Below are 12574 nucleotides of genomic sequence, written 5' to 3'. Positions count from 1 at the left end.
AGAAGCAACCATGGAACCGGCGTATAAGATTCTGATTGCCGACGACCACCCGCTGTTCCGGGAAGCCATCAGCAGCGTTATCGCCTCCGGCTTCGAAGGCAGTGAAATCATCGAAACCGATGACCTGGACAGCGCTCTGGAAATCACCCGCGAGAATGACGACCTGGACCTGATCCTGCTGGACCTGAATATGCCCGGCATGCACGGGCTCAACGGCCTGATTACCCTGCGTAACGAAGCACCCACCATTCCCGTAGTGATTGTCTCTGCCGAGGAAGACAAACAGATAGTGCTGCAGGCGATCACCTATGGCGCGGTAGGGTTTATCACCAAGTCCTCACCCCGGGCCCAGATGACTGAGGCCATCCAGCAGATACTGAACGGCAATGTTTACCTGCCATCAGACATTATCCGCACCAGTAAAGAAAGCTCCCACCGGCGTACTCGAAGCGATGAGAACCTGATTTCGCCGGAACTACTGAACTCTCTCACCCGGCGCCAGTTGTTGGTGCTGGAACGTATGGCCAAGGGTGAATCCAACAAGCAAATTGCCTACAACCTCAACATCGCAGAAACCACGGTCAAGGCCCACGTCTCCGCGATCCTGAGAAAGCTCGGCGTTCACAACCGGGTACAGGCTATCCTATCGGCTGGGGATGTGGACTTCAGTCAATATCTCAAACGCTGAACGCAGCCGGCATCAGCACTCAGCAACGCATCACGTGATTGAGTACACTCCTGAGCTTAAGCGGTTTGACCGGTTTGTTCATCAACAGGTAACCAAGCTCCCGGATATGCTGTTTCAGTTCATTGGTGTAGTTGGCGGTGATCATCAGGACCGGCGCTGGCTGTGAGCGCTGAGCATTGATCACTGCCACCGCGTCGACGCCATTTTCATCATTATCCAGGTGATAATCCGCCAGTATCAGATCTACCGGAGCCCTTGCCACATCTACCTGCCCTGCCAGGCCCTCGGCAGAAACGGCTGTGGTGACCCGGCAACCCCAGCCTTCCAGCAAGGTCTTCATCCCCTGGCAGATAGCCAGATCATTATCGATCACCCACACCCGGGCGCCTTTCAAACCACTATCGAGCATCGGCAGGTGAGGCCCTCGGGGTGCCGGTTGGGCTGACTGAAGTTCTCCGAGGGGCACCCGGACGCTGAACACGGAGCCTTTTCCCTCAACAGATGATACCGAGATCTCATGGCCCAACATCCGGGCAATCTTGTCAACGATAGCCAGGCCCAGGCCCAGCCCTTTGTCTGCCTGGGCACCCTTGGGGCGAATCCGTTTAAACTCCTGAAAGATTTCGGTGAGCTTGTCTGCCGGAATACCTGGCCCGGTGTCCCAGACCTGCAGCAACACGTGGTCATGCTCGCGACGGCAACCAAGCAGAATCCGGCCCTGGCCGGTATAACGAATGGCATTGGTCAGGAAGTTTCGCAGTATCCGCGCCAGCAACTGTGAATCCGACTGAACCACTGCAGAGCAGGGCACGAAATCCAGCCGCTGCCCTTCAGCCAGGGCCATCTGCCGGAACTCCCGGGCGATGTTATTGAGCAGATCCCGGAGGTCAAAGGCGGTCACGTCCGGAGTGATCACTCCGGCATCCAGCTTGGAAATATCCACCAGTGTGCCCAGCAGATTCTCTACATCATCCAACGAAGTACTGACCGAACGCACAAGGCTCTCGGCCTTGGGCCCGAAGCTCTGCTCAAGTAATGCACTGGTGAACAAGCGTGCGGCATTAAGCGGCTGCAGCAGATCGTGACTAACAGCAGCCAGGAACTTGGTTTTGGACAGGTTGGCCTGTTCAGCCTCCTGCTTCGCTTCCCGGAGACGGGCTTCCACTGCAGAACGTTCCGAAATTTCCTGCCGGAGTTGCTGGTTCAGGCCTGTCAAGGCGGCGGTGCGCTCTCGCACCCGGTGCTCCAGGTCGTCGTAGGCCTGCTCCAGCGCAATCGCGGTCTTGCGCCTTTCGGTGATGTCTCGGATCAGAACAAAAAAGCCGGTCACCTCGCCAGTTTCATCCCTGTTGGGCACATAGGAACGCAACATGTACCGCTGTTCACCATGCTCGCCGGTTTCCTCGAACTCGAAGTTCACACTGTGCCCGTCCAGTACTTCCAGTATCTGGGGCAGCAGACGCTGGTAGAACTCATCGGAATGCACTTGCTCCAGACGCTTGCCCAGTGGCGACACACCATTACGGCCATACCAGGCCTGATAAACCTTGTTGCAGAACTGGACGGTGAGGTCTGCCCCTACATAGGCAATCAACGCCGGCACATGGTCGGTGACGACCCGGATCCAGCGCTCGCTTTCTTCCAGCGCCTTGATGCGACGGGCCATTTCACTGTTCTTGACGTCGGTAATATCGGAGTAGAGCACCACCTGACCACCCTCACGGGTGGTACGCTCGGTCATTTGTACCCAGCGGCCGTTAGAGAGCAGGAACACTGTTCCTTCGGCGTCTTCGTGACTGTGCTCTTCAACCACCAGGCCGGAACTCAGGGCCAGGGCTTTCACAGCTTCAATGGGCGTGCCTGCTTGGGGTACCGGCACCCCCGCGTGGCGCCAGTAGCTCCGGAACCGGCTATTGGTCTGGATGAGGCAGTGGTCGCGGTCAAACAGCACAAATCCGTCGGCAATGCTTTCAATGGCATCACTCAATCGCTGCCGCGAGGTCTCAGCTTCTTCCCGGGCACGACTCAGAGCCTTGTTGCTGGCTTTGAGCTCTTCCATGGCCAGGTTCAGGGCTTCGGTCCGCTCCCGTACCTGCTCGGCAAGGATGACCGAGTGTTCGAATGCCGCATAGGGAGCAGGCTTGTGCTCTGTGCCAGATTCCACCCGGACAATCAGGGCGTCGCGGATGCTGCGCAGGCGCTGGTTTTCCAGCTCCAGTTCAGAGATCCGGAGCGAAAGATCATAATCAGGGCCAGGCGATGGGGCACTAGGTACTGAATTCAGGCTGGCCAATGACCACCCCCGTAAACGTCTGATTGATGTGCATGCCGTTAAACTGTTCACCGTATGTGTTGAACCCGACCACTTTGTGCTGACGCAAGAAGCCAGTGACATCGTCAAGCTGGCCGGTCAGTTCCGCCTCAAGGCGCCGCAAGAAACAATCGCACGCCAGGGTCACCAGTGGTTTGCCCACAACCCGCTCCGACGCTTCGATTTGTGCCCGAACACTATCCAGCAATGAGCCTGGCTCCATGACGGTCATCACAATGCCGGTCTCGACGGCACAATAGAATGTCAGGCTGCCGTCTGGGTTCACCCGCTGAATGGATCGAACAAAATAGTTCCCCCCCACCCGCACGCCCAGCGGTTGTAAGGCAAACACTCGCCGGTCAAGCTGCTCGACCGGAACACCTACGCTGCGGGCATAGACATCGGCCGCCGGCTCCGCATTCAGCTCAAACACCGTCCGGCTTTCGGGGCAGGCACGGGTAACAACGAGCTTGTCTGCCTGATCCCGCATGTGATGGGTTGAAAACACGCGAAAATCCAGCGGTGTGTTCACCAGTACGACGGTGGCCGCCGCGCTGTGAAAATGCCCGTCGAAAAAAACGTGGGTGTCGGCAAGCCGTTCATCATCACCGGCCGAGCCGCCAAACTGGGGAATAGTACCCAAGGCCGCATTCAGGGTGGCCAGTACCAGCTCTTCCCGGCTCGAAAGACCATCCAGAAGGGTGATTGCAAAGGTATTACCTTTAACCGGTGCCAGCCGTGCATCGCGACAGGTGCTCAACAGCCCGTCAATAACCTGCTGCGCGTCCTGAAGGGTAAAGCGTTCAAGCTCGCTGATCAGTGCGCAGTCGATGGCGAAGTAGCGGGCATCAAAGCCCAGTGCGCTGATACAGCCCCGCCCATAGCCTTCGCTGGTAATTTCACCAGCAGATGTACAACCAACCACCCGGATGCCAGGAAATGCCATCTTGAGCGCTGGCCCGAGGCGGGTAAGGTCGTACTCCACAGAACAGAAAAAAAGCACGCAGCCCAGATGCTCATGGCGCAACTGCCTGGCCAGCGCCACAGCCGCCAGTTCCGGATCACGGACACTGGTGCTGGCTGTTTTCACCGGTGGCTCTGGATTGTGTGATGGCATGGCAACGGCTCTTGTCAGAGTACACAGTGGCTCTGATTCTACGCCGATGCCAACGGAGGAAAATTCGACTTCGGTGCTTTTTATCGGTGCGCCAAAACGGTGATAACCCATTGATTATAAACTCCCTGAATCAATGACCAGTGGCCCAGCCAGGTTTTGGCACACACAAACCAGCACTTTAGTCTGAGATAGCTCAGTCAGATACCGCAACGCACTAACGGCATCTGACCAGCAATATCAGGATCAGAAGGTTACGATCGCACCCACGGCCAGGGTGTTCGCGTCCATAGTGGTTGCGCCGTTAGACTTGGCTTGCTCCTCAAACATGTTGTATTCCGCCACCAGCTTGAAATTGCTGTTAACGTCGTGGAACACCGCGAACGAGGTATTTTCGGTTTCAAAGCCACCCTGATCGGAATCGGTTTCGCCGTAAGACAGCACAAACCGGTTGGCTCCCTGAGTATAGGAGCCCTGAAGCAGGTAGCCGTCGGCATCCTCTTCCGAAGCAAGAAGTTCATCACTGATCAGCACGGGCACATCACCTTCCGAGGTAAACCCGGAAGCCGTTACAGACAAACCCGCAACAGAGGCCTTCAGGCCATAACCGATACCCTGACTGTCCACCTTGGTTGTCGCGTTCTCGGAACTCTGGTGGCGGCCATTGAGCCAACCGGTCAGCGACAAGCCCTTCAGATCTGCACTGTAGGTCAGTTCCGCTTCAAATCGAGGCGCAGACTGCTCAGAACCCGCACCCGGTGTGGTGTTTGCTGGCTCGAGTATACCCGCCGCCACCTTCAGGCCAGCCATATCCGGAGATCGGTACGTAATCTGTGCAGAGGGGTTCGGGTAAGGATAACCGGCGCGGATATTGCCAAAGGACACGCCAGTCGCGGCGCCCGGAGAACCAAAACCCATCAACAGTTCATCCAGGAAAATATTAGAACGGGCATACAGCCCGAAATCCTTACCGATCAGCACCTGGCCAAAGTCGCCATCTACAGTGGCATACAGCTGCCGCACATCAATGCTGGTATCGGTGGGAGACTGCAAGCTGTCGTTGATGGTGGTCCAAAATGAAGACCGACCACCAAGCGTAAGGTCACCCATGTCCTTGCTGAAATTGAAGCCAATCGTGTTGGGCAGAAAACCCATCTTGATGTCGGAATTACGGACATCCGCCACCTTGTCATCACGGTTCACGTAGAAAGCGTTGAAATAACCGTCCACCGAAAAGCTGGTGCCGTCCTGGTTATAGACTTCAACCGCAGCCTGTGCCCCTGAGCCGGCCAACATAGATGCAGCCACGGCAAGAGCCAGCCCTGACTTTGTTACTTTGTTGTTGTTCATACTTCCCCCGGTTGTTATTTGAAATCTGGGATCAGGGGCAGCAGCAATGGCCAGCAACCCCGGGCGCTAGATCACGCCTGAGTACCATGGTCGGGGAATCAAAAGTCGGGGAGTATTGTTCGTGAGAGCAGATTGCCTGCTCATTTGGGAGGCACCAGGAATGGAACTTTGGAATTACGACTCGTCCGGGAACTGCCCAAGTTCCGCCAGGCAATCCTCCAGAAACGCCGCAGGATCCGCCATCACCGCCTCATCCGCCACAACGCCAAACTGCACCTGCCCGGCATAGCTGACAATGCTCACACCCAGGCCGATATTCCCGGCCTGGGGCACCCAGAACATCTGCTCGGTAATGGGGCAACCGGCCAGGTAACGGGTTTCCGGGGTGCCCGGTACATTGGAGACCACGGCCGAGGCCTTGCGAAAGAACAGGTCGGCCAGGGGTTTGCGGCCGATGTCGGGCAACAGGGAGGCGCAGGCAGTCAGGCCCCAGGCCAGGCCTGGTTGCCAGCTCTTCTTGAGTTTGCGGGTTTCATGTTTGATACGGAACAACCGCTCCAGGGCGCTTTCGCCATCCACCGGCAGTGGCACAAACACGGTACCGAAGCAGTTGCCGGGCTCGCCGGCTTCGGGCTTGATGCCTTCGGGCAAGCGGGTGCGGATGTCTACCGGCACGGCGGCGTGCATCACCGCATCGTCCAGCTGTTCCGGTGTCATGCCCAGCCGCGGGCGTACCGCTGCAGCCACGCAGGCCAGCAGCACATCGTTGATGGTGGTGCGGGTTTGGTGGGCAATGGCGCGAAAGCGCTCCAGCGGCACCGGAGCCGACCACCGGCAATTGCGCTGGCCGGCCAGCGGCCGCTTGAGATCAGAGGGGGAATCTTCTTCCTCGGCCAGGAATTCGCTCAGCTCATGCACCAGTCGCGCCCCGTTCTGTACGGTGCGGGCCGCAAGGGTTTGCTCCAGGCCGGTCTCCCGCTTTTCTGAATCCGTCTGTGTGGTGGCACCGTAACGGGCAAGCTGTGAGCCCAGCCATTGCTGGGCGGTTTCCAGCCACCGCCCTACCCGGGGCTGCTCCGGGGCGCCGTATACCGCCGGGTATTGCCGGGGCGAGGCCGGGCACAACTGGTCGAAAATACTCAAAAGCGACAAACCATCGGCATAGCAATGGTGCAATCGCAGCAGCAGGGCAGCGCCGCCTTCGGCGTTAGGGGCCAGCCAGAATTTCCAGGCCGGGCGATAAAGTGGCAGGGGTTCGTTCAGGCGGGCAGACACCCAGTCCTGCAGCTGGTGCTGGTCAAACCGGTCCAGCGCCACATCCAGGTGGTGCGCCACATTAAAGGTAGCGTCCGGCTGCCAGTACCAGGCCGGGGCTTTCCACACCGGGCGGCAACCAAAGCGTTCCCAGGCCGACCAGTAAACCTCAAGAAACTCCCGGAAACGGCCGGCGGTCAGCCCGTCCACCCGGAGCATGATGGTGATGGTCATGGGGTTGTCCGGCCGTTCCAAAGCCAGCCAGGCCGAATCCGAAGGCAGCATGAGATGCGAGTGCTCTTGGTTCAAACCTGAAGGTCCCCGGTCAGTAAACTGGTGAAAAGCCAATCCGGCATTGTGCCAGAGTCGTTCATCCGGCTCCATCGTGTGGATACCGCGCACAGGCTTACAAAAAGTTACACGCGATTAACTGTTCGCTTCTATACTCGCTATATTGCTTGATGCAATGGTTATAAACTGAACGACGCAAAGCCTGATTGGCCCCGAATCACCAAAAATCCGGGCACTGGTGCCACTACACCCGCACGCCGATCGGGGTACAAAAGCTAAACCGGCTATCCAATTCCAAAAAAAGCCTGAAGCTGTGCCGGGGGGAGATGAACAATGAAAGCTAGTCATGTTCGCAAGCTGATCAAACCCATCGAAAACGCCTATTCGGAAATGTTTTCCGGCCGGGTATTCCGGGTTGGCAAGGGCGCTGTGTCTGTGCGGAACCACAGCGGCGCGGCAGAACAGACCGTGATCGGCGTACACGGCTTTCTGGAAAACCACTGCTACTTCACCCAGGCCTACGACGCCCCCACAACCGAACTGATCCTGCTCACTTGCAGCAACTACCACATACCGGTGAATGGCGTAACGCCTGAAACTCCGGACTGGGAAGTGCCCATCAAACACCTTGAAGGCACCATCGAATACGATGCCTGCATCCTGAACCAGGCCTTGCAGAACCTGCCCACCACCCGCAACATCCGGGTGCACGGCCATTCCCGGGGTGGCGCGGTTATTCTGGAAGCCATCCGCCAGTGGCCGGAACTCTATGAAGACGCGGAAGTCGTGCTGGAAGCCCCGGTACTGCCCCAGGGTAAACTGCACGCCTTGGTCACCACGCTTCTGGAACCGGTCAGCCACGGTATGTGGCCCTGGTTGATCCGCCTGATCAACAGTGCCCCGCAGTCGGCCTATGGCCAGACCTTCTTCGGCAAGATGAACCCGCGCAAGCGCCAGCTTCTGGGCAAACTGTTCTACGCCACCAAGGATCACCTCACCATTGTTCGCAACATCGAGAACATCATGGAGTGGATGGCCCGAACAGACAGCTCCGTGTACCAGCACGTACGCCATGGCACCTTCCTGATTCCCGGCACCGACCGCATTCTGGACCGCACCGCCATGCTGGCCAGCGCCCGCACCAGCCCCACCACCATGCGGATTGTTGAAACCGGGGCACCCAGCCACTTCATCACCCTGGACAGCAAGGAATGGGTACCGGGCTTTGAAACCCTGCCTGCCGCCGCACAAGGCTGAATTCCTGGCCCCGATTCCGGGTGCACCGGCTGCGGGGCTCCGTTAAACTGCGCGGTTTCAGGTTCAGTGTGATGGAGTCCCGGCATGTATCGTGAGCGCCTGGTCGCAACGGAAGTGCAGTCAGAAAACGCCCACAGGCTCAAGCACCTGCTGCTTGAGTACCACGACTTCCGGCAACTCAAAGCTGCCAGCCCGCTGCTGGACGACACCCGCCGGATTGCCGACTGGCAGGCCGAGCGCCTGAAAACTACCCACCAGGACCTGTACCGCCACCCCGGCTATCACACCGGCCTGGAATTCCTGCTGACCGACCTCTACGCCCCGGCCGGCATGACCCGCCGCGATGACAACATCGACCGTGTATTCCCGAAAATGGTGAAGTGGCTGCCCGACCACCTGCTGGCCACCTTTGCCGGCCTGGTCGAATTGAACCTGCTGACCCAGAGCCTGGACCTGGAACTCGCCGAATGGTTTGACCGGCAAGGCATGGATACCGGCTCGATCACCCCAGCAAGCTGGTGCGAAGGCTACCGGGCCAGCGGGCAACTTCCGGCACGGCACCGGCAACTGGAACTGGTTTCCGATACCGGCCAACAGCTGGACCGCTATGTACGCAACCGCACACTGGGCTGGCTGCTGTCGATGACCCGGGGGCCGGCGGAAATGGCGGAACTGGGCGATTTGCACAGCTTTTTGCACCGGGGTTACAGCGCTTTCCGGAAAATGGACAAGGTGGATCTGTTGATTGAACGGCTGATCAGCCGGGAAAGGCAGGTAATGGAGAACATACTAAAAGGCCACCCGGAGCCGTTTACGCTGCCGGGTGACCTGTAGCGGTCAGGCCTGGATGATCTGGTCCAGCTGGGAATGAATTTCCTGCTCGATGCGGGATTTGAACGGTCGCAGCATCATGCCCAGTTCAAGGCGGATATGCAGGTCGCTCTCGGCAATTTCCAGCTGGCCTTTCACGCCGCTGCGCTTGAATTTAAGCAGGTCGCCTTCCCACTGATAGTTAACGTCGAACTGCCGGGACAAGTCCTTGGCCAGGGTTTCGGCGGCCTCTCGGGCGTGGGCCTTGTCCAGGGAATGGGCGCGATGGATATCGATAACAGACATGAATCAGTTTTCTCGGTGATTTGGAAACGGTTTTACAGTGTAAGCCGGCAATAAACTTGTAGCCAACCCCTCAAAGGTTAGAATACCAACCTTAGATTCTGACAGGACGAACACCCATGAGCGAGCAGCAAGCACCGGGCACTCCCGGCAACGGCCAGGACGACGTCACCCATTTCGGGTTCCGCGATGTACCGAAGAGCCAGAAAGCCAGCCAGGTAGCCCAGGTTTTCCACAGTGTGGCCGGCAAATACGACCTCATGAACGACCTGATGTCGATGGGCATCCACCGCCTGTGGAAGCGCTTCACCATCGAGCTCAGCGGTGTTCGCCCCGGCCACCAGGTGCTCGACATTGCCGGTGGCACCGGCGACCTGACCATGAAATTCTCAGACCTGGTAGGCCCGTCCGGCAAAGTAGTGCTGGCCGATATCAACGCCTCTATGCTGCAGGTAGGCCGCAGTCGCCTGACCGACCGGGGCTATGCCGGCAACATCGAATACGTCCAGGCCGATGCCGAACACCTGCCGTTCCCGGACAACAGCTTCCAGGCCGTTTCCATTGCCTTCGGCCTGCGTAACGTCACCGACAAAGACCAGGCCCTGCGTGACATGGCCCGGGTACTGAAGCCCGGCGGCAAGCTGATGGTGCTGGAATTCTCCAAGCCCACCAACCCGCTGCTGAGCAAGGCCTACGACACCTACTCCTTCACCGCCCTGCCCCTGATGGGCCAGCTGATTGCCGGTGACAGCGAGAGCTACAAGTATCTGGCCGAGTCCATCCGCATGCACCCGGACCAGGACACCCTGAAGGGCATGATGGAAAACGCCGGCCTGGTGAACTGCAAGTACTACAACATGACCGGCGGCATCGTGGCCCTGCACGTGGGAATCAAGCCCTGATGTTTCCCGGCCCTACCCTGCTGTCTGCCATCAGCGCCATTATTGAAGCCGCGCTGAACCGGGCCCTGGAGCTGGATCCTGCCGGCCACAAAGCCCTGATGCAGGCACTGGCTGGGCCGGTTCAGTTCAGCCTGACCGCGCCGGTGGTTATGAGCTGGACACTGGAACCCGTGGCCGACAGGGTACAGGTACGCAGCCAGCCGGCAGACGACCCTGCACTGGAGATCAGCGGCCGGCCGGTTGCCTTCGCCGCCCTGGCGCTGGGTGATGACCGGGTCTTTGCCGACGAGCGCCTGCAAGTACAGGGCGACACTGCCCTGGCCCACCAGTTCCAGCGGGCCCTGAACCAGCTGCAGCCCGACTGGGAAGCCGCCATGGCCCGGCACATCGGCGATGTGCCCGCGCACTTTCTGGGCCAGCGTATCCGGAATGCCGCGAAATGGAGCCGGCAGGCGGTCAGCACCATGAACGCCAACGTGGAGGAATACATCCACGAAGAAAGCCGCACCCTGCCCGGCCGGCGTGAACTGGAAGCCACCTTTCAGGACATCGACGAGCTGAACCTGCGCACCGAGCGGCTGGAAGCTCGCCTGAACCAACTGGCAGCACCCGGAAGCATTAACGATACGGAGACCCTGTGACCCGCCTGCAACGCCTGTTCCGAATTGCCTGGGTATTCTGCCGCTACCGGCTGGACACGTTTCTGCCCCTGTCGGAACTGCCCACGCCCCTGAAGGTCTTTTTCCTGCTGGCGCCCTGGCATCTCTTCCCGCAACCGAAGCTGAGCCGCGGCGACCGCCTGCGCCTGGCACTGGAAGAGCTGGGGCCGGTATTCGTCAAGTTCGGCCAGATTCTCTCCACCCGCCGGGACCTGCTGCCCGATGACATGGCCGAATCCCTGAAACAGCTTCAGGACCGGGTGCCGCCCTTCCCCAGCGACCAGGCCCGGGGCATTATTGAGAAATCCCTGGGCGCACCGGTGTCAGAACTGTTTGCGGAATTCAGCCCGGACCCGATGGCCTCGGCCTCGGTAGCCCAGGTACACGCCGCCACCCTGCCCAATGACCAGAAAGTGGTGGTAAAAGTGCTGCGCCCCGGCATCGAAAGGGTTATCCGCCAGGACCTGGGCCTGATGTACCTGATGGCCGGGCTGCTGGAGAAATATTGGTCTGAAGGCAAGCGCCTGCACCCGGTGGATGTGGTGGCCGACTACGATGCCACCATCCACGACGAACTGGACCTGCAGCGCGAAGCCGCCAACGCCAGCCAGCTGCGCCGCAACTTCGAAAACTCCAAGCTGATTTACATCCCTTTCATCGACTGGGATTACACCAGCAAGTCCGTACTGGTGATGGAGCGCATCCACGGCATTCCCATTTCCGATGTGGATACCCTGAGAAACGCCGGCGTGAACATGAAGGTACTGGCTGAGAAAGGCGTCGAGATCTTTTTCACCCAGGTGTTCCGGGACAGCTTCTTTCACGCCGACATGCACCCGGGCAATATCTTTGTGGACATCTCCAACCCGGCAGACCCGAAATACATTGCTATCGATTTCGGCATTGTCGGCACCCTGGCCCCGGACGATCAAAGCTACCTGGCCCGCAACCTGCTGGCGTTCTTCCGCCGGGATTACCGCCAGGTGGCTCAGCTGCACATCCAGTCCGGCTGGGTACCGCCGGATACCCGGGTGAACGAATTCGAAGCCGCCATCCGTACTGTGTGCGAGCCTATTTTCGAGCGGCCGCTGAAAGACATCTCCTTCGGCCACTTCCTGTTGCGCCTGTTCCAAACCGCCCGCCGCTTCAATATGGAAGTGCAGCCGCAGCTGGTGCTGCTGCAGAAAACCCTGCTGAACGTGGAAGGCCTGGGCCGCCAGCTGTATCCCGAGTTGGATCTGTGGAGCACTGCCCAGCCGTTCCTTGAGGACTGGATGCGCAAGCGCATCGGCCCGGCCGGCCTGGTCAAGTCGCTGCAAACGCACCTGCCGTCCTGGCTGGAGCAATCTCCGGAGATGCCGCAACTGGTACACGATGCGCTGTTACAGCTGCGCGGCAGCGGCCCGACCGAAGAGCAGAACCGGGCGACACTGGAGCTGATGAAACAGCAGCAGCTGCGTAGTGAACGGCGCTGGCGCCGGGGCTTTATCGCCGCCGTACTGGCCGTTATTGCCGTGGGCAGCAGCCATCCGCAAGCACAGCAACTGGTGACCGACATGCCGGTGTGGAGCTGGGCATTGCTTGCCGCAGCCGCAGGCGTCATGCTCCGGGGTAGCCGGTGAACACAAAGATTTT

11 protein-coding genes are annotated in these 12574 nt (G+C 59.2%); 6 read left to right on the top strand and 5 right to left on the bottom strand.

Features of this window, described 5'->3' with window-relative positions; translation table 11 throughout:
- Positions 1 to 10: 10 nt before the first annotated feature.
- Positions 11 to 688: a response regulator gene (locus tag B9Q17_RS12325; RefSeq protein WP_058342435.1), complete on the top strand. Its 678-nt coding sequence runs from the start codon at positions 11 to 13 to the stop codon at positions 686 to 688.
- 19 nt (positions 689 to 707) lie between these two features.
- Here B9Q17_RS12325 and B9Q17_RS12320 read toward each other — a convergent pair whose 3' ends face one another.
- From B9Q17_RS12320 to B9Q17_RS12305, 4 genes are all read right to left on the bottom strand, one after another.
- On the bottom strand, positions 708 to 2981 hold the full coding sequence (locus tag B9Q17_RS12320) for a hybrid sensor histidine kinase/response regulator (protein WP_167373029.1): 2274 nt from the start codon (positions 2979 to 2981) through the stop codon (positions 708 to 710).
- On the bottom strand, positions 2956 to 4116 hold the full coding sequence (gene nosP, locus B9Q17_RS12315; RefSeq protein ID WP_094625475.1) for a nitric oxide-sensing protein NosP: 1161 nt from the start codon (positions 4114 to 4116) through the stop codon (positions 2956 to 2958). Before nosP ends, B9Q17_RS12320 begins: the two co-directional genes overlap by 26 nt.
- Positions 4117 to 4359: 243 nt before the next feature.
- Complete coding sequence (locus B9Q17_RS12310) at positions 4360 to 5463, bottom strand: porin (RefSeq protein WP_094625442.1); 1104 nt, start codon at positions 5461 to 5463, stop codon at positions 4360 to 4362.
- Between the two features lie 174 nt (positions 5464 to 5637).
- Positions 5638 to 7002, bottom strand: a complete 1365-nt coding sequence (locus tag B9Q17_RS12305) for a WS/DGAT domain-containing protein (protein ID WP_094625441.1) — start codon at positions 7000 to 7002, stop codon at positions 5638 to 5640.
- A gap of 339 nt (positions 7003 to 7341) precedes the next feature.
- Between B9Q17_RS12305 and B9Q17_RS12300 the strand changes: the two genes are divergently transcribed.
- Together B9Q17_RS12300 and B9Q17_RS12295 are read left to right on the top strand one after the other, a co-directional pair.
- Positions 7342 to 8265 carry a hypothetical protein gene (locus tag B9Q17_RS12300; protein WP_022988331.1) on the top strand — a complete coding sequence of 308 codons (924 nt, stop codon included), beginning with the start codon at positions 7342 to 7344 and terminating at the stop codon, positions 8263 to 8265.
- Between the two features lie 84 nt (positions 8266 to 8349).
- Complete coding sequence (locus B9Q17_RS12295) at positions 8350 to 9099, top strand: DUF8198 family protein (RefSeq protein WP_094625440.1); 750 nt, start codon at positions 8350 to 8352, stop codon at positions 9097 to 9099.
- Between the two features lie 3 nt (positions 9100 to 9102).
- Here the strand turns inward: B9Q17_RS12295 and B9Q17_RS12290 are convergent, their stop codons facing one another.
- Positions 9103 to 9381 (bottom strand): polyhydroxyalkanoic acid system family protein, encoded by a 279-nt coding sequence (locus tag B9Q17_RS12290; RefSeq protein ID WP_094625439.1) that lies wholly within the window; start codon positions 9379 to 9381, stop codon positions 9103 to 9105.
- A gap of 116 nt (positions 9382 to 9497) precedes the next feature.
- Here B9Q17_RS12290 and ubiE point away from each other — a divergent pair, with 116 nt between their 5' ends.
- The 3 genes from ubiE to ubiB are packed head-to-tail and all read left to right on the top strand — an operon-like array spanning position 9498 to position 12561.
- Positions 9498 to 10280: a bifunctional demethylmenaquinone methyltransferase/2-methoxy-6-polyprenyl-1,4-benzoquinol methylase UbiE gene (ubiE, locus tag B9Q17_RS12285; RefSeq protein ID WP_094625438.1), complete on the top strand. Its 783-nt coding sequence runs from the start codon at positions 9498 to 9500 to the stop codon at positions 10278 to 10280.
- Positions 10280 to 10921, top strand: coding sequence for a ubiquinone biosynthesis accessory factor UbiJ (locus B9Q17_RS12280; protein WP_094625437.1), 642 nt, complete (start codon positions 10280 to 10282; stop codon positions 10919 to 10921). Before ubiE ends, B9Q17_RS12280 begins: the two co-directional genes overlap by 1 nt.
- The gene (ubiB, locus tag B9Q17_RS12275; RefSeq protein ID WP_094625436.1) at positions 10918 to 12561 is read left to right on the top strand and encodes a ubiquinone biosynthesis regulatory protein kinase UbiB; all 1644 of its coding nucleotides are present in this window, start codon (positions 10918 to 10920) and stop codon (positions 12559 to 12561) included. Before B9Q17_RS12280 ends, ubiB begins: the two co-directional genes overlap by 4 nt.
- Positions 12562 to 12574 lie beyond the last annotated feature (13 nt).

The sequence above is a fragment of the Marinobacter vinifirmus genome (assembly GCF_002258215.1).
In the GTDB taxonomy this organism is placed as follows: Bacteria; Pseudomonadota; Gammaproteobacteria; order Pseudomonadales; family Oleiphilaceae; genus Marinobacter; species Marinobacter vinifirmus.
This window is presented reverse-complemented; position numbering and strand designations above follow the sequence as displayed.

Coding starts and splice junctions, on each gene's coding strand:
- B9Q17_RS12300 (WP_022988331.1), top strand. CDS start 7,342: ATGAAAGCTAGTCATGTTCGCAAGCTGATCAAACCCATCGAAAACGCC.
- B9Q17_RS12310 (WP_094625442.1), bottom strand. CDS start 5,463: ATGAACAACAACAAAGTAACAAAGTCAGGGCTGGCTCTTGCCGTGGCT.
- B9Q17_RS12290 (WP_094625439.1), bottom strand. CDS start 9,381: ATGTCTGTTATCGATATCCATCGCGCCCATTCCCTGGACAAGGCCCAC.
- ubiE (WP_094625438.1), top strand. CDS start 9,498: ATGAGCGAGCAGCAAGCACCGGGCACTCCCGGCAACGGCCAGGACGAC.
- B9Q17_RS12295 (WP_094625440.1), top strand. CDS start 8,350: ATGTATCGTGAGCGCCTGGTCGCAACGGAAGTGCAGTCAGAAAACGCC.
- B9Q17_RS12325 (WP_058342435.1), top strand. CDS start 11: ATGGAACCGGCGTATAAGATTCTGATTGCCGACGACCACCCGCTGTTC.
- nosP (WP_094625475.1), bottom strand. CDS start 4,116: ATGCCATCACACAATCCAGAGCCACCGGTGAAAACAGCCAGCACCAGT.
- B9Q17_RS12280 (WP_094625437.1), top strand. CDS start 10,280: ATGTTTCCCGGCCCTACCCTGCTGTCTGCCATCAGCGCCATTATTGAA.
- B9Q17_RS12305 (WP_094625441.1), bottom strand. CDS start 7,002: ATGCTGCCTTCGGATTCGGCCTGGCTGGCTTTGGAACGGCCGGACAAC.